The sequence below is a fragment of the Ruegeria sp. AP7 genome (genome assembly GCF_056539905.1).
In genome coordinates, this window is record NZ_JBQFVT010000008.1 from 68,140 (window position 1) to 83,312 (window position 15,173).

Consider the following 15,173-nt stretch of genomic DNA (forward strand, 5'->3'; position numbering starts at 1 on the left):
ATTGAGGTGCAATGCCGAATGCAGCTTGCGAGAGTCCTATTCTCACGATACAAGTTTTGCAACCGGTTGCAAATGGTTTTCAAGAAAAAGCGGAGGAGGGCGTCGGAATGGCAGATATCGGCATTGGCATTCTGGGCGGCGGGTATATGGGTAAGGCCCATGCGGTCGCCATGTCTTCAGTCGGGGCAGTGTTCAACACCGCTTTGCGCCCGCGACTTGAGATGGTGTGCGCATCATCTCAAGAAAGTGCTGAGCGTTATCGTCAGTCTTATGGATTCGCGCGTTCGACAGATAGCTGGCGCGAGCTTGTGAGCGATCCAAAGGTCGAGGCGGTCGTGATCGCTACCCCTCAGGAAACGCATCGCGAGGTTGCTCTGGCAGCCTTTGCGCTGGGTAAGCCGGTTTTATGCGAGAAACCCCTGGGTGCATCGATGGAAGATGGCGATGCCATGGTGGCTGCGGCTGAGGCCTCAGGTTTGACCAACATGGTCGGATTCAACTATATACGCACACCCGCCAGCCAACATGCCCGTCAGTTGATCGCCAATGGTGAGATCGGTGACGTCACATGGTTTCGCGGTGAGCATACCGAAGATTTTTATGCCGACCCGCAGGCACCGGCGACCTGGCGCACATCTGGAATGTCCAACGGGACGATGGGCGATCTGGCGCCACACATGATAAACGCGGCGCTAGCCCTAATTGGGCCAATCGAGCGCGTGATGGCCGAGGTCGAAACGGTTCATAAAACCCGCCCGGGTGGTGAAGTGGATAACGACGATCACGCCCAGATGATGGTACGCTTCGCGAATGGACCGATGGGATCGATGTATTTCAGCCGCATCGCGACCGGGCGCAAGATGGGATACGCCTACGAGATCAGCGGCACCAAGGGTGCGATCCGGTTTGATCAGGAGGATCAGAACGCTTTGTGGCTCTACCGCATGGAAGGCCCCGAGTCCGAACGCGGCTTCCGCAAAATCCTGACCGGCCCCGCCCATCCAGACTATGAGCCGTTCTGTCAGGGCCCTGGCCATGGCACGGGCTATCAGGATCAGATCATCATCGAAGCGCGTGATTTCCTACGCGCGATCGAGACAGGCAAGCCGGTTTGGCCGACCTTCCGTGACGGGCATGAGGTCAACCGGATCGTTGCTGCGGCGCTGGCGTCGTCGGCGGATGAAAACTGGAAAAACATCGAAGATTTCTGAGCATCGGAGACAAGACAAGATGAGCATCAGAATTGGTAATGCGCCCTGTTCCTGGGGCGTGGAATTCGCGCAGGACCCGCGCAATCCGCATTGGAAAACCGTTCTCAGCGACTGTGCCGAGGCTGGGTACAAGGGCATCGAACTGGGCCCAGTGGGCTTTATGCCTGAAGACCCAGCAGTTCTGGCCGATGCGCTTGCCGAGCATGATCTGGAATTGATCGGGGGCGTGGTGTTCCGCAACTATCATGACCCCAACGCGTGGGAGGATGTGCTGGATGCCACTCATCGTACCGCCCGCGCGTTGAAGGCGCATGGGGCGCAGCATCTGGTGTTGATCGATGCGATCTCACCCCGTCGCGCACCAACCGCAGGTCGCGCCGATGAAGCCGAGCAGATGGATAAGGCCGAGTGGACGGCATATCGCGACCGGATCGCCGAAAGCGCACGCATTGGCGCGGAAGAATACGGGCTGACGGTGGGCATGCACGCCCATGCGGCAGGTTTCATGGACTTTGAGCCGGAACTCATTCGATTGCTGGATGAAGTCGATGAGAACCTTCTGAAAATCTGCTTCGACACCGGGCATCATTCTTATGCCGGGTTTGATCCGGTTGGCTTCATGCAGCGCTACGTTGATCGGATCTCGTATATGCACTTCAAGGATATTTCGCCAACCGTGAAGGCGGATGTCATTGCCAACCGGACGGGCTTTTACGATGCCTGCGGGCAGGGGATTTTCTGCAATCTGGGTGAAGGCGACGTGGACTTCCCGTCGGTCCGTCAGGTGCTGCTGGATGCAGGCTTCACCGGGTGGTGCACGGTTGAACAGGACTGCGATCCTACACTCGATCCTGATCCAGTCGGCGACGCGCGGAAGAACCGCGAATACCTCGAATCCATTGGTTTCAATTGAGGAGGCCAAGACGATGACCAAGCTGAAATGGGGCATGATTGGCGGCGGCGAAGGCAGCCAGATCGGACCGGCGCACCGCTTGGGCGCGCTGGCGGACGGGCATTTCGAATTCGCTGCTGGGGCGCTGGATCACCGGCCCGATGTTGGTCGCGAATACGCGCAAAGGTTGGGCATCGCGGCAGACCGTGCCTATGGCGATTGGACCGAGATGTTGGCAGGTGAGCGCGGACGCGAAGACCGGATCGATCTGGTCACCGTGGCCACGCCCAATGCCACGCATTTTGAGATCACCAAGGCATTCCTTGAGGCCGGATTCAATGTGCTTTGCGAAAAACCCATGACCATGACCGTGGAGGAGGGCGAAGAGATCGTCAAAGTTGCCGAGAAATCCGGCAAGATTTGCGCGGTAAACTATTGCTATTCGGCCTATCCGATGGTGCGTCAGGCCCGTGCGATGGTGCGCGCCGGTGAGATTGGAAAGGTCCGTCTTGTCGTCACTAATTTCAGCCATGGCCATCATGGGGATGCCACTGATGCCGACAATCCGCGCGTCCGCTGGCGCTATGATCCGGCGATGGCGGGCGTGTCCGGGCAGTTCGCCGATTGTGGAATCCATGCAATGCATATGGCTGGTTTTATCGCCGATGATGAGGTTGAGACTCTGTCGGCGGATTTCGCATCCACCATTGGTAGCCGCGAACTGGAAGATGACGCCATGGTCAATTTCAGGACGCAAAAAGGCGCGGTCGGTCGGCTTTGGACGTCGTCTGTCGCCATCGGTCGGCAGCACGGGTTTGACATTCAGGTGTTTGGGGAAACAGGCGGCTTGCGCTGGGCGTCCGAGCAGCCAAACCAGTTGATCTATACGCCTGTTGGCGGTCGCATGCAGATCATCGAAAAAGGTGAGGGCGGTTTGCACGAAGAGGCTCAGCGCCTAAGCCGCGTGGCTATTGCGCATCCCGAAGGGTTCCCTCTGGCTGTTGCGAATATCTATTGCGATCTGGCGGATGCCATATCTGGAGAAACCCGTGACGGTCTGCCTAATGCTGCAGACGGCGTTCGGTCGATGGCAGCGGTGCATACTGCAGTCGAGTCGGCAAAACAGGGCAGTGCATGGATGGATGCGCGCCCACCGATGTTCCGATAATTTTAAGGGACGGGGCGCAACGTGCCCCGTTCCACCACCGAGCAGGGAAAGATGCGCGCTTCAGGGTATCGGTCAGGCTCGTTCAGGGTCGCCACCATCAACTCGATCGAGGAACTGACGATCTGGCGGATTGGCTGATGGATCGTGGTGAGGTCGATATTCTCCCACCGCGCCATTTCCATGTCGTTCAAGCCAATGATGCCGATATCCTCGGGCACGTTTAGGCCGCTATCCAGAATCGCGGACAACACCCCGATGGACAATACGTCATCACCGCAAAAATAGGCATCAGCCCGTTCAGATTTCAAAAGGCTCAGCATTTCCTGACGACCTGCGTCGAATGAGTAGGCCTCGGCAAATGAGCAGGTCACAGTGATCTGAGGGTGCAGCGACATTTCTGACATGAAGCCCGCATGGCGATCTTGTGTAGAAGTTGCGGCTTCGGGTCCGCCAAGGAAGGCCACCTTTCCATATCCGCGTGCAACAAGTTCGCGCGCCGCCATGCGCCCGCATTCCACGTTGTCGATGCCCACAACATGAACCTGGGGTGACGAAGAGGACCTGCCGAAACTGTGAACCACGGGTACACCTGCATCGCGAAACGCTTTGGCAAAACCAGGTGGCAGCGTCGAGGATGCCACCACGACGCCATCAACCGAATACTGCCGCAGCATACGAACCGAGTTTGCCGGATCTACCTCATCGGTTAGGTTCACCAGCAACGGGCGCAGGCCGCGGTCCTGCAGGCCGCGGGTAAAAAGGTCGAAGACTTCAAGAAAAATAGGGTTGTGAAAGTTGTTCGAGACCAGTCCGATCAGTTTTGTACGTCCTGTTGTCAGCGAGGATGCCAGGGCGTTTGGGCTGTATCCCAGCTCACGCGCGGCCTTCTCAACCTTGCGACGCATTTTGTCGGAAACCGAGGCTCCATCGGTGAAAGTGCGCGACACAGCGGACCGGGAAACCCCCGCGCGTTCTGCAACCTCTTTCAATGTGACAGCCATATTCCGCCTGACCTTTCTAAGTTTTTAGCAGCCCTTTTACCCGTATTCTCTGGCAGATACAGTATGAAACACTTCCAATATGTTTTGCAACCGGTTGCAAAAAGATATCAGATATGTTCTAAATCGAGTCGGAGAGGTTCGGAGAAAAAACCTCGTTCCGGGAAAACGATATGTTTTGGGAGGACATTATGACTTCACTGACGAAGAAGCTGGCACTGGCCGCTGTCGTCGCAGCGACGCCTTTGATCGCAGCCACGAGCGCTGCGGCTGAGGGTGAGAAATACATTCTGGTTAGCCACGCCCCTGACAGCGACAGCTGGTGGAATACCATCAAGAATGGTATCGCGCTTGCGGGCGACCAGATGGGTGTCGAGGTTGAATATCGCAACCCGCCTACCGGCGACCTTGCCGATATGGCGCGGATCATCGATCAGGCCGCGGCCTCGGGACCGAATGGGATCATTACCACGCTGGCGGACTATGACGTGTTGAGTGGTCCAATCAAATCGGCCGTGGATTCGGGTGTAGACGTGATCATCATGAATACCGGCACCCCGGATCAAGCGCGTGAAGTTGGCGCGCTGATGTATGTTGGTCAGCCCGAATATGACGCCGGATTCGCCGCAGGCCAGCGGGCCAAAGGCGACGGAATCGGCTCATTCCTATGCGTGAACCACTATATCGTGCAACCCTCCAGCCAGGAACGCTGCCAGGGTTTTGCAGACGGTCTGGGGATCGAACTGGGCGATCAGATGATTGACGCCGGTCAGGACCCTGCCGAAATCAAAAACCGCGTGCTGGCCTATCTATCGGCGAATCCGGATACGGATGCCGTGCTGACGCTTGGCCCGACCTCGGCTGATCCGACCATCCTGGCGCTGGAAGAAAACGGCATGGCTGGTGACATCTATTTCGGCACCTTCGATTTGGGTGGTGAAATCGTCAAAGGCATCAAGTCCGGCGTGATCCAGTGGGGTATCGACCAGCAACCCTTCCTGCAGGCATATCTGCCGGTTGTTGTCATGGCAAACTACCACCGCTACGGCGTTCTGCCAGGCAACAACATCAACTCGGGCCCCGGTTTCGTAACTGCAGACGGTCTGAGCAAAATCGAAGAATTCGCTGGCGAGTACCGCTAATTCTTTAAACGCGGGCACCCTGAGCATGGGGTGCCCGTTTTGACTTTCAGACGCAAAATCACTGCATAACTCGGAGGGGCGTTCTTATGAGCGAGTCTGCTCAAAATACGGCTGTAACCGACGAACGGATCAAAGAGATTTCTCCGCTGCGCAAGGCGCTGATCCGGCCAGAACTTGGCGGGATGGTCGGCACGGTCGCTGTGTTCACCTTTTTCCTGCTGTTTGCTTTCGACAGCGGAATGTTTAACGCACAGGGCATGATGAACTGGTCGGTTGTATCAGCGCAGTTCATGATCATCGCCGTGGGTGCTTGTCTTCTGATGATCGCCGGTGAGTTTGACCTGTCGGTCGGTTCGATGATCGGCTTTTCAGGGATGATGATCGCAATCTTTTCGGTCACACTGGCCTGGCCGGTCTGGATGGCCATCATCGTTACCTTCGCCATGGCATTGGCAATTGGGGCGCTGAATGGTTGGATCGTGATCCGTACTGGGCTTCCCAGCTTCATTGTCACCCTGGCCTTCTTGTTTATCCTGCGTGGTTTCACAATCTTCCTGCCACAGGTGATCGAACGCAAAACCATCATTGGTGGTGTAAAGGACGCGGCCGAGGGTGATTGGCTGGCGCCAATCTTTGGCGGCAAAATCCTGCAAGGTTTCTTTCAGTGGATGGGGGACGCCGGGATCATCGCCGTGTTCGAACGTGGCACGCGTCAGGGTCAGCCCGTCGTGGATGGGGTTCCGATGCTGATTGTCTGGGCGATCGTGTTGATCATCTTTGGCCATGTGTTGCTGACCAAAACCAAATTCGGAAACTGGATTTTCGCGTCGGGTGGTGATGCTGAGGCGGCCCGTAACTCGGGTGTTCCCGTGAACCGGGTCAAAATCCTGATGTTCATGTTCACCGCCTTCTGCGCCACGATCTTCGCCGTCTGTCAGGTCATGGAGTTCGGATCTGCTGGTGCCGATCGGGGTCTGCTGAAAGAGTTCGAAGCAATCATTGCAGTGGTCATCGGTGGTGCGCTTCTGACCGGAGGCTACGGTTCGGTTCTGGGCGCAGCACTTGGCGCGTTGATCTTTGGCGTCGTGCAGCAGGGCTTGTTCTTTGCCGGAGTCGAAAGCTCACTGTTCCGGGTGTTCTTGGGGGTGATCCTGCTGGGGGCCGTGATCCTTAATACCTATATTCGCCGCATCATCACAGGGGAGCGTTGATATGAATCCGGAACATGCACCCATCATCCAGATGAAGAACATCGAAAAGCACTTCGGCAGCGTGATCGCACTGGCAGGTGTCTCGGTGGATGTGTTCCCCGGTGAATGTCATTGTCTTCTTGGCGATAACGGCGCGGGTAAGTCGACCTTCATCAAGACTATGTCCGGGGTACACCAGCCCACGCATGGCGAGATTCTGTTTGAAGGCCACCCCATGCATTTCGCGGACCCGCGCGATGCAATAGAAGCCGGGATCGCGACAGTCCACCAGCATCTGGCGATGATCCCTCTGATGTCGGTTTCTCGCAATTTCTTCATGGGCAACGAGCCGGTCAAGAAGGTCGGTCCTATCCAGCTTTTCGATCATGACTATGCCAACAAGGTCACGATGGAAGAAATGAAGAAGATGGGCATCAACCTACGTGGACCCGATCAAGCGGTTGGCACGTTATCGGGTGGTGAACGCCAAACTGTTGCCATTGCGCGTGCTGTGCATTTCGGGGCTAAGGTGTTGATCTTGGACGAACCGACTTCGGCCCTTGGTGTGCGCCAAACGGCCAACGTGCTGGCGACGATCGACAAAGTGCGCAAGCAAGGTATTGCCGTTGTCTTCATCACCCATAACGTTCGTCATGCATTGGCGGTGGGTGACCGTTTCACGGTCCTAAACCGTGGCCAGACGCTAGGTACTGCGCAGCGTGGTCAGATTACCCCTGAAGAACTGCAGGACCTGATGGCCGGTGGCCAGGAGATGGTCGAGCTGGAAGGCAGTCTGGGCGGAACGGTTTGAGCATATTACACCCCGCTGGCTGACTGGCGGGGTCGCTACTTTTTCTCAAAGAACAGAATGACCTCACCCAACCTCACACCATAACGTGAGACATAGGCTCGGTTCAGCAGCCGGTCATCGGACAAGAGCCACATCCAGTCATCGAAATTGACCCGCATGGTGCCGTCTTTAATCGGTAGATCGATTTTGTATTTCCAGTTGAACGTATCGCCTCGCTCAACCCCGTTGGCAGTGCCCAGCACACCGGGCGCGGTGCCGGTCCAAGTGTCTTCGCCGGTTTTGGTCAGTGTCCAAATCCGTTGCTCGGTGGCGCCATCGTCGTAGACGAAATCCTCAACAAGCGTCAGGGTCTCACCGTCCCACTTGCCGTCGATATCGACCGCGAAGCGACGAGGGACGTTGCCCAGCAAATCCTGAAACTGGCCGTAGGCGACGGTCTTACCTTCAAAGAATTCCTCAAGGTTCAACTGGCGGTCTGACAGGAACGTGTTAGGGACGCGGGGTTTACCCGCGCAGGCGGCAAGCGTCGCCAGCCCCGCGAGGGCGACGATCGCAACAAGAGTGCGGCGGGTGATCATTGCAAAATCCGCAGATCAGAGTCTGAATCATGCACATTTGCGCCATGCAGATGGGTCGACTTGACCTCGGGGGCCGGGCGCATCGTGGCGACCAACTCGGCAACCTTGATCCCGAATTTGCGCATTTCGGAACGGTTCATGATCACCCCATTTTCAGTCAGGTACATCCAGTCCGTCACATCCAGTGTGTGCCCGCCCGCATCTTCGGGCAGGATGATGCGATAGGTCAGCTTGACGGTTGCGCCCGAGATCACCCCTTTGCCCTCGCCCACAATATCATCGGCCGTGGCGGTGAAGGTGTTCCCGGTGCCTAGCGTCAGATACCATTTGCGGGTCATATGTTTGCCATTGGAATAAGTGAAATACTCGGACAACGTGCCGGTGTTACCCTCCCATTCGCCGAACATTCGCGCAACAAAGCTGTTCGACATCTTGCCGTTCGGGCCATAGATCAGCCCTTCCGATAGGATCTCTCCATTCAGGTTCTTCTTCAGCGAAAACTCAGGCCCGGTCCCGCTGTAGTCGGATGGTGATTGCGATCGGAAGCTGAGGAAACGGTTCTTCACAGCGAACACCGCAAATATGGCGAGAAGACAGAACAGGAGCGTTTTCATTTGGCAGAGACCTCTGTCGGGAGCGTCAGGACCAAGCCAAACGCTCCAAGTTTAAGAATGCAGGGCAGGACAGCATAGGCGAGGGTAAGTGTGTTCAAAGCCTCAGCCGAATTTGCCTGTCCGGGGGTGAAGCCGCTGCGTTCAAGCAGCGGCAGAGTGAAAAAGGCAGCCAGCGCGAGCCCAAGCTTGCCTGCGAAGGACCAGATGCCGAACGCGGCTGACGCGTTCAACCCGGCGCGGGTTAGAACGACCGAGAACATGGCTGGCAGGACAACCATATCTGCCCCAAGTGCCGCGCCGGATGCGAAGCAGATGATCGCGAAACCGGCCAGATTACCGGGGGCCAGAAGCGCGGCCCCGACAAAACCGAGAATGGCCAGCGGCATGGCAATCATCAGAGTCTGTTTCGGGCCAATTCGGTTGCTGAGCTTTGCCCAGAACGGCACGCTGAGTCCCGCGCTGAGGAAAAACAAGATCAATAAAGGCCCCGCTTTGCCTGGCAGTTGCAGTCGGTCTTCGACAAAGAACAGGAACAGGGTTGAGGTGATCGCAACGGGTAGGCTGTTCACCAACGCCAGAGCGAGTAGACGTAAAGCCCCCGCCTGCCCAAGGCCCGCGAAGGACAGCCCGTGCCCAGTGATTGGAGTGCGTCGCCACATTGGCAATGTCACGGCCAATGTCACGACCGCCAGAATTCCCAGGAACACACCAAAGGCCGGATATCCTTGTGCACCAGCACCAACGGCTACGAACAGGGCGGGTGCAGCGGCGGCGATTATCACGCCGGTCAGTTGCCCACCCTCTCGGAAGGCAGCCAGAGTCATTAACTCTTTCGGGTTGGCCTGTTTTGCAAGCGTTGCGCTGCGTCCGTAGAGCAGGATGGTTCCGAGGCTGTAGGCTGAAAACAAAAGGATCAAAATCGACACTAATACAGGGATACTGGCCCCTTCCGGCAGTCCGAAAAGTAATGGAAACCCGACCGCCAGACCCAGCGCAGCGACCGTGGCGAACAGGGTTTGCCCGCCCGGCCAGCGATCAATCGCCCAGCCGATCAGCGGGTCCTGCACCAGATCGACTAGCCGGATGACCAGCAGAACGGTCCCGATCACACTTAGCCCTATACCAAGATTTACGGCCGCAAACCGCGGAAGATGGATGTAAAGCGGAATACCCGCCGCAGCCAGCATCAACGCGTAGAGGCTGACCCGCGGATACAGCATCAGTTGCCTCGCAATGTCCGGGTGAATGATGCCGACCGGGTGTTGTCGCCCAAAAAGATCGACATGAAGCTGCGTTTGATGCCCGGATAGGACATGGTGCAAACTTTGCGCCCGTTCAGCCAGAACCCAACCTTGTTTGGCCCTTGCGATATTGCAAGATAGCGATCGCCTTTGCTGACGGCGTCGAAACAGACCTCAAGTTGGCTGCGCACGGGGGCGGCGCGTCCGATCCGCTTCATCTCGTCCAATGTGGAGTTCACCAGAGCCTTTTTGGACAGGTTTCGGCGATAGCGCAGTTCAAGCCCGAAATCCTGGCTCCAGTTCAGAGGCGTGCCGCCTGGGGTGAACAGCTGCGCATCGTATATCGGGAATCCCAAATAGCGGAACGTCGCTGAGCCGCGTAACTCAGCATCGTTTAGGGCACCAAAAACGGGTGACGCTGCCAGTCCTCCGGGGGCTAACAGCACCAGCGACACCAGTGTCGCGGCGAGTTTAGGCTGAGGCAGGAACGGCGATTTCTTTTTCAGAGATATCATTGTCAGCTCCGATTATCTGCGGGGTGCCAGTTATGCGCTCAACCACGTGCATGGCACTGGCGATCCCGTCTTCGTGAAAGCCATGCCGGTTATAGGCACCAGCAAACCAGGTTCGGTTCTGTCCCTGAATCTGACGAATCTGCCCTTGAGCGCGCAAGGCGGCTTTGTCGAATACCGGGTGTGCGAATTCGACCTCGTCATAGATTTTGTCGGCAGGAATGTCTGATGCGGCGTTCAAGGTCACGAACAGCGGATCACTGTCGGGGATGTTCTGTAGCCGGTTCATCCAATATGTGACCCCAACATTGCCTTTTTGTGACCGGTAGGTCCAACTGGACCAGCAGGCACGCCGCCGTGGCATCTGGCGGGGATCACAGTGAAGAATGGCTTTGTTCGGCTGATACTTGATCGCACCGAGAGCATGTTTTTCCGCCTTTGTCGCCGCATCACCTAAAATGGCGAGGGACTGGTCTGAATGGGTGGCCATAATGATCTCATCAAACAAATCAGTCTCGCCACCTGCATGTACGGTGACGCCCAGATCATGCCGTTCAATCCCTTGTACGGGTGAAGCTAGACGAATATCGCTGCCTCGCTTGCGCAAAGCTGCCTCGATCCGACGGACATATTCGATGCTGCCGCCTTTCACGGTGTACCACTGATGCTGATTGGCGCGGCCGGAAGCCAGCAGAGCATGGTTGCGGAAGAACTGGACCAAAGAGCGGGCGGGGAATTGATCGACAAACTCAACCGGTGTTGACCAGATCGCGCCGCACATCGGCATCAGGTAATTGTGCCGAAACCAGTGGCCGAGGCGCAGCTGATCCACCAGTTCTCCGATCGTGGTGTCATCGTCCTGCGCGGCTTCGGGAGCTTCTTTTCCAAAGCGCAGGATGTCGGCGATCATCTTGTAATAGGCTGGACGCGCAAGATTGCGTTTCTGCGCCGTCAGTGTGCGCAGGTTGTTCAGCCCGTATTCGATGCGGCCATTGTCGATGGTGGCGCCAAAGCTCATTTCGCTTTTTGTGACGGGCACGTTCAATTCATCGAATAATCGCGTCAGATAAGGGTAGGTGACGTAGTTAAAGACGATAAAACCGGTATCGACCGGCTGATCACCATTCTTACCGGCCATTACCGTACGGGCATGGCCACCAAGTCGAGGTTCAGCCTCGAATACAGTGACATCGTGGTTTTCAGAAAGGTAATAAGCTGCGGAGAGACCTGAAATGCCTGCACCAATAACTGCGATTTTCTTGCGTACGCACCGGGTTTCGTCGAACATTCCATCCTCGTTATTCGGCTTTTACAATAGGATACGCAGGGAATGGTGTACTGGATCAACCGGGGTAGAAGTTTTTTTCCATCGCACTACGTGATGATGACTGCCCTATGCTCAGAACACTACGCGTGATCCAAAATAATCATCGCGCCGTATTGAACTCAGCGGTGCGAAAAAGGTCCTTAAATGAGCAAATTTGACGGAAAGACCTATTGGATCATTGGTGCCAGCGAAGGGCTAGGCAAAGCGCTGGCCGAGGCGCTTAGCCGTCAAGGGGCGCGTCTTATCTTGTCGGCGCGCAATGCGTCACGACTGGCCGAGATTTGTGAGAAGTTGCCCAATACACGTGCTGTCCCATTTGATGTGACCGATCTTGATGCTGTCTGCCGTGCTGTGGTTGAGGTCGGCGCATTTGATGGGCTTGTCTACAATGCGGGCACCTATGATCCGATCAATACGGCCGATTGGAACACCGAAGCCGCCTTGGCGATCAGTGACGTTAATTATTTCGGCGCATTGCGTGTTCTGGGCGAAACGGTGCCTGACTTAGTTCAAAAGGGAAATGGAGACATCACCCTGATCGGATCGCTAGCCGGGTATCATGGGCTTCCCAATGCGATCTCTTACGGCTCCAGCAAAGCTGCCCTGATCTCGCTGGCCGAGACGATGCGCCATGATTTGGCAGGTACAGGCGTCACTGTCCGGATCGTCAATCCGGGATTCATCAAAACCCGTCTAACCAACAAGAACAGTTTTAACATGCCCATGATAATGACGCCCGAAGATGCTGCTGATCGGGTGGTCCGGGCGATGTCCCATCGCCGATTCCGTACCGATTTTCCGGCCCCATTTTCTTGGATTATCCGCCTGATCGACTACGTGCCTGACATTCTGGTCTATCGGGGCAAGTGATTTCATCCGCAGGTAAGTCTTTGAATGGTGCCTGAGCCATTCACATAGACGTTCAGCCGATCGATGCGATAATCCTGAGTGGCGATATCATCCGGGCCCAGAACGCGTGACCGTTCGGGAAGTTGCGCCTGTATGGTTGAGACCGGCTGGCCGATTGCATCAGCAAAAGGTTCACCCTTACAGAAGGCCAAATCGACAGCCACATCTTCCGATGCAAGCGTTTCATTTTGCGGAACAGAGCCCTCGGTACAAGCGGTTAGTAGGATCACGAGCGGAAAAAAACGGTACATTGGCGCAGGACTTTCTGGTGGTGTCGTTTCTGAAATATCAAAGATTTAGCCAACCTGTCACGAAAGTGCAGTTGAAAAAACCCTGCAATTGACGCAGGGTCGGGCAAAACAGACAGGGAGATATGCACCATGCGAACCCGTGCAGCCGTTGCCGTTCAGGCAGGCAAACCTTTGGAAGTGATGGACGTGAACCTTGAAGGCCCCAAAGCGGGTGAGGTTCTGGTCGAGATCAAGGCGACAGGCATCTGTCACACCGATGAATTCACCCTGTCTGGGGCGGATCCTGAGGGCCTGTTTCCCGCCATTCTGGGCCACGAAGGTGCAGGTGTGGTGGTCGAGGTTGGTCCGGGCGTGACCAGCCTAAAGCCGGGTGATCACGTCATTCCGCTTTACACTCCTGAATGTCGTGAGTGTGAATATTGTCTGCACCCCAAAACCAATCTGTGCCAGGCAATCCGTGAGACGCAGGGCCAAGGCCTCATGCCCGATGGCACTTCGCGTTTTTCGACGCTGGATGGTGATCCGATCCTGCATTACATGGGTTGCTCAACCTTCTCGAACCACACGGTTCTTCCGGAAATCGCGCTGGCCAAAGTGCGCGAGGACGCGCCTTTCGACAAGATTTGCTATATCGGTTGCGGTGTGACGACCGGCATCGGTGCGGTGATCAATACCGCCAAGGTGGAAATCGGCAGCCGTGCCATCGTGTTCGGTTTGGGTGGTATCGGCCTGAACGTCATTCAGGGCCTTCGCCTAGCCGGAGCCGATCAGATCGTCGGTGTCGACCTCAACCCGGCCAAGGTGGAAATGGCCACCAAGTTCGGCATGACTGATTTCGTCAATCCGTCCGAAGTGGAAGGTGATCTGGTGCCTTATCTGGTTAACCTAACCAAGGGCGGCGCGGACTATACCTTTGACGCCACCGGTAATGTAGGCGTGATGCGCGCTGCACTTGAGTCGGCCCACAAAGGCTGGGGTGAATCGATCATCATCGGCGTGGCGCCTGCAGGTGCCGAAATCTCGACCCGTCCGTTCCAACTGGTCACCGGTCGTTCTTGGCGTGGTACCGCATTTGGCGGCGCGCGTGGCCGGACCGACGTTCCGAAGATCGTCGATTGGTACATGGACGGAAAAATCGAGATTGATCCAATGATCACACACACCATGGGCCTGGACGATATTAATCATGGTTTTGACCTGATGCATAAGGGCGAGAGTATCCGATCGGTCGTCGTTTACTAAGGCTTTAAACCAATCGAACAAGCAGATGCGGCGCGCTTTCGGGCGCGCCGCTTTCATTCTCCCGGTCGTGTTGCGCCTGTGTCCGAGCGTGGGGATCGCACGCGCAATACCGGCGTATTGGCCGAAGTCGTGTTCGCCCGGCTTTCACGCCAAACCACAAAAACACCAGAAGCGATGATGATGCTTGCGCCGACCGCGACCCAGATATCCGGGTGTTCGCCAAAGAATATTACGCCGAAAATCGTAGCCCAGATGATTTGGCTGTACTGACTGGGGGCAACGGCCCCTGCCGGAGCGGCTCGGTAGGCGAGGATGATCAGGTGCTGTGCAATCACTGAGAGCACGCCGACTAATGCCATCATCGCCAGATGCAGCAGTGAGGGTGGTTGATACACTGCTGGTTGGGCGATGCTCATGACCACAATGGCGAGCAGCATCGGGTAGAGGATCAGAACAGCCGACCGCTCTTCATTGCCGATCTTGCGGACCAGAACCGAGGCGAACGCGCTGCAGAAGGCTGCGGACAGGGCTGCCAGATGGCCCAATGTAATATCGGTTGCGCCTGGGCGCAGGACGATCAGGACACCGATCAGGCCGACACCGACTGCAGCCCATCTCTGAGCGCGGACCACTTCGCCAAGAATTGGGATCGAGAGGACGGTAACGATCAGAGGGAAGGAAAACAGCAGCGAATAGACCTCGGCCAACGGCAGGACCGAAAAGGCGTAGAACGCGCAGGACATCGCAGTGACCATCAAGGCGGATCGCAGCAGCACCAGCCACGGGTGGTGCGGCACGAAGTTGCCAGTCGTTCTGTCAGCCAGAATAGTCACTGCCATCGGAACAAACGAAAACAAAGTGGCAAAGAAAATAATCTGCAATACCGAATAGGTACCGCCCAACACTTTGATGAACACATCATGGGTGGCAAAGACGGCAAAGCCCAGGAACGCAAAGGCTAGCCCACGAAGGGTGGAGTTCTGAGCGCTCATATCAGAGGCCTCAATCACGGAAGAATTCGTTTGGGGTGTTTGATGATTGCTTAGACTCAATTTGCCGCGACGGGTAGCCCTAATTTTACCGCTAA

At 56.4% G+C, this 15,173-nt stretch carries 16 protein-coding genes; 8 read left to right on the top strand and 8 right to left on the bottom strand.

The features are described 5' to 3' along the window. Window positions 1-107: 107 nt before the first annotated feature. The 3 genes from ACR0KN_RS14830 to ACR0KN_RS14840 are packed head-to-tail and all read left to right on the top strand — an operon-like array spanning window position 108 to window position 3,271. Window positions 108-1,211, top strand: coding sequence for a Gfo/Idh/MocA family protein (locus tag ACR0KN_RS14830; RefSeq protein WP_480654615.1), 1,104 nt, complete (start codon window positions 108-110; stop codon window positions 1,209-1,211). 19 nt (window positions 1,212-1,230) lie between these two features. Next, window positions 1,231-2,124 (top strand): TIM barrel protein, encoded by an 894-nt coding sequence (locus ACR0KN_RS14835; RefSeq protein WP_170471485.1) that lies wholly within the window; start codon window positions 1,231-1,233, stop codon window positions 2,122-2,124. 13 nt (window positions 2,125-2,137) lie between these two features. Then, window positions 2,138-3,271, top strand: coding sequence for a Gfo/Idh/MocA family protein (locus tag ACR0KN_RS14840; RefSeq protein ID WP_319545610.1), 1,134 nt, complete (start codon window positions 2,138-2,140; stop codon window positions 3,269-3,271). Between the two features lie 2 nt (window positions 3,272-3,273). Here the strand turns inward: ACR0KN_RS14840 and ACR0KN_RS14845 are convergent, their stop codons facing one another. Then, window positions 3,274-4,272 carry a LacI family DNA-binding transcriptional regulator gene (locus ACR0KN_RS14845; protein ID WP_170703551.1) on the bottom strand — a complete coding sequence of 333 codons (999 nt, stop codon included), beginning with the start codon at window positions 4,270-4,272 and terminating at the stop codon, window positions 3,274-3,276. Window positions 4,273-4,460: 188 nt separating this feature from the next. On the opposite strand from ACR0KN_RS14845, the gene ACR0KN_RS14850 reads away from it, so the two are divergent. From ACR0KN_RS14850 to ACR0KN_RS14860, 3 genes are all read left to right on the top strand, one after another. After that, a complete protein-coding gene (locus ACR0KN_RS14850) occupies window positions 4,461-5,411 on the top strand; it encodes a sugar ABC transporter substrate-binding protein (protein WP_029621694.1) in 951 nt (316 codons plus the stop codon). An 86-nt stretch (window positions 5,412-5,497) separates the two neighbouring features. Further along, the gene (locus ACR0KN_RS14855; RefSeq protein ID WP_010438354.1) at window positions 5,498-6,622 is read left to right on the top strand and encodes an ABC transporter permease; all 1,125 of its coding nucleotides are present in this window, start codon (window positions 5,498-5,500) and stop codon (window positions 6,620-6,622) included. A 1-nt stretch (window position 6,623) separates the two neighbouring features. After that, a complete protein-coding gene (locus ACR0KN_RS14860; protein ID WP_010438358.1) occupies window positions 6,624-7,412 on the top strand; it encodes an ATP-binding cassette domain-containing protein in 789 nt (262 codons plus the stop codon). A gap of 35 nt (window positions 7,413-7,447) precedes the next feature. Here ACR0KN_RS14860 and ACR0KN_RS14865 read toward each other — a convergent pair whose 3' ends face one another. Genes ACR0KN_RS14865 through ACR0KN_RS14885 form a run of 5 tightly spaced genes read right to left on the bottom strand, consistent with a single transcriptional unit; the run spans window position 7,448 to window position 11,645 of the window. Then, entirely contained in the window at window positions 7,448-7,990 is a 543-nt protein-coding gene (locus tag ACR0KN_RS14865) for a DUF3833 domain-containing protein (RefSeq protein WP_480654619.1), read from the bottom strand. Further along, window positions 7,987-8,604, bottom strand: a complete 618-nt coding sequence (locus ACR0KN_RS14870; RefSeq protein WP_480654621.1) for a DUF3833 domain-containing protein — start codon at window positions 8,602-8,604, stop codon at window positions 7,987-7,989. The genes ACR0KN_RS14865 and ACR0KN_RS14870 overlap by 4 nt, the downstream gene beginning before the upstream one ends. Continuing rightward, window positions 8,601-9,824, bottom strand: a complete 1,224-nt coding sequence (locus tag ACR0KN_RS14875) for an MFS transporter (protein ID WP_480654623.1) — start codon at window positions 9,822-9,824, stop codon at window positions 8,601-8,603. Before ACR0KN_RS14875 ends, ACR0KN_RS14870 begins: the two co-directional genes overlap by 4 nt. Continuing rightward, window positions 9,824-10,360, bottom strand: coding sequence for a hypothetical protein (locus ACR0KN_RS14880; RefSeq protein ID WP_170542067.1), 537 nt, complete (start codon window positions 10,358-10,360; stop codon window positions 9,824-9,826). Before ACR0KN_RS14880 ends, ACR0KN_RS14875 begins: the two co-directional genes overlap by 1 nt. After that, window positions 10,317-11,645 carry an FAD-dependent oxidoreductase gene (locus ACR0KN_RS14885; protein ID WP_170542064.1) on the bottom strand — a complete coding sequence of 443 codons (1,329 nt, stop codon included), beginning with the start codon at window positions 11,643-11,645 and terminating at the stop codon, window positions 10,317-10,319. The genes ACR0KN_RS14880 and ACR0KN_RS14885 overlap by 44 nt, the downstream gene beginning before the upstream one ends. Window positions 11,646-11,828: 183 nt before the next feature. Here ACR0KN_RS14885 and ACR0KN_RS14890 point away from each other — a divergent pair, with 183 nt between their 5' ends. Continuing rightward, complete coding sequence (locus ACR0KN_RS14890) at window positions 11,829-12,554, top strand: SDR family NAD(P)-dependent oxidoreductase (RefSeq protein ID WP_480654625.1); 726 nt, start codon at window positions 11,829-11,831, stop codon at window positions 12,552-12,554. 2 nt (window positions 12,555-12,556) lie between these two features. On the opposite strand, the gene ACR0KN_RS14895 is transcribed toward ACR0KN_RS14890, so the two are convergent. After that, on the bottom strand, window positions 12,557-12,844 hold the full coding sequence (locus ACR0KN_RS14895) for an I78 family peptidase inhibitor (protein ID WP_170471504.1): 288 nt from the start codon (window positions 12,842-12,844) through the stop codon (window positions 12,557-12,559). A gap of 129 nt (window positions 12,845-12,973) precedes the next feature. On the opposite strand from ACR0KN_RS14895, the gene ACR0KN_RS14900 reads away from it, so the two are divergent. Continuing rightward, window positions 12,974-14,086, top strand: a complete 1,113-nt coding sequence (locus ACR0KN_RS14900) for an S-(hydroxymethyl)glutathione dehydrogenase/class III alcohol dehydrogenase (protein ID WP_010438374.1) — start codon at window positions 12,974-12,976, stop codon at window positions 14,084-14,086. 53 nt (window positions 14,087-14,139) lie between these two features. Here the strand turns inward: ACR0KN_RS14900 and ACR0KN_RS14905 are convergent, their stop codons facing one another. After that, window positions 14,140-15,078 carry a DMT family transporter gene (locus tag ACR0KN_RS14905; protein ID WP_480654628.1) on the bottom strand — a complete coding sequence of 313 codons (939 nt, stop codon included), beginning with the start codon at window positions 15,076-15,078 and terminating at the stop codon, window positions 14,140-14,142. Between the last annotated feature and the right edge of the window lie 95 nt (window positions 15,079-15,173).

Coding starts and splice junctions, on each gene's coding strand:
- ACR0KN_RS14850 (WP_029621694.1), top strand. CDS start 4,461: ATGACTTCACTGACGAAGAAGCTGGCACTGGCCGCTGTCGTCGCAGCG.
- ACR0KN_RS14845 (WP_170703551.1), bottom strand. CDS start 4,272: ATGGCTGTCACATTGAAAGAGGTTGCAGAACGCGCGGGGGTTTCCCGG.
- ACR0KN_RS14840 (WP_319545610.1), top strand. CDS start 2,138: ATGACCAAGCTGAAATGGGGCATGATTGGCGGCGGCGAAGGCAGCCAG.
- ACR0KN_RS14885 (WP_170542064.1), bottom strand. CDS start 11,645: ATGTTCGACGAAACCCGGTGCGTACGCAAGAAAATCGCAGTTATTGGT.
- ACR0KN_RS14830 (WP_480654615.1), top strand. CDS start 108: ATGGCAGATATCGGCATTGGCATTCTGGGCGGCGGGTATATGGGTAAG.
- ACR0KN_RS14855 (WP_010438354.1), top strand. CDS start 5,498: ATGAGCGAGTCTGCTCAAAATACGGCTGTAACCGACGAACGGATCAAA.
- ACR0KN_RS14895 (WP_170471504.1), bottom strand. CDS start 12,844: ATGTACCGTTTTTTTCCGCTCGTGATCCTACTAACCGCTTGTACCGAG.
- ACR0KN_RS14875 (WP_480654623.1), bottom strand. CDS start 9,824: ATGCTGTATCCGCGGGTCAGCCTCTACGCGTTGATGCTGGCTGCGGCG.
- ACR0KN_RS14865 (WP_480654619.1), bottom strand. CDS start 7,990: ATGATCACCCGCCGCACTCTTGTTGCGATCGTCGCCCTCGCGGGGCTG.
- ACR0KN_RS14890 (WP_480654625.1), top strand. CDS start 11,829: ATGAGCAAATTTGACGGAAAGACCTATTGGATCATTGGTGCCAGCGAA.
- ACR0KN_RS14880 (WP_170542067.1), bottom strand. CDS start 10,360: ATGATATCTCTGAAAAAGAAATCGCCGTTCCTGCCTCAGCCTAAACTC.
- ACR0KN_RS14905 (WP_480654628.1), bottom strand. CDS start 15,078: ATGAGCGCTCAGAACTCCACCCTTCGTGGGCTAGCCTTTGCGTTCCTG.
- ACR0KN_RS14870 (WP_480654621.1), bottom strand. CDS start 8,604: ATGAAAACGCTCCTGTTCTGTCTTCTCGCCATATTTGCGGTGTTCGCT.
- ACR0KN_RS14835 (WP_170471485.1), top strand. CDS start 1,231: ATGAGCATCAGAATTGGTAATGCGCCCTGTTCCTGGGGCGTGGAATTC.
- ACR0KN_RS14900 (WP_010438374.1), top strand. CDS start 12,974: ATGCGAACCCGTGCAGCCGTTGCCGTTCAGGCAGGCAAACCTTTGGAA.
- ACR0KN_RS14860 (WP_010438358.1), top strand. CDS start 6,624: ATGAATCCGGAACATGCACCCATCATCCAGATGAAGAACATCGAAAAG.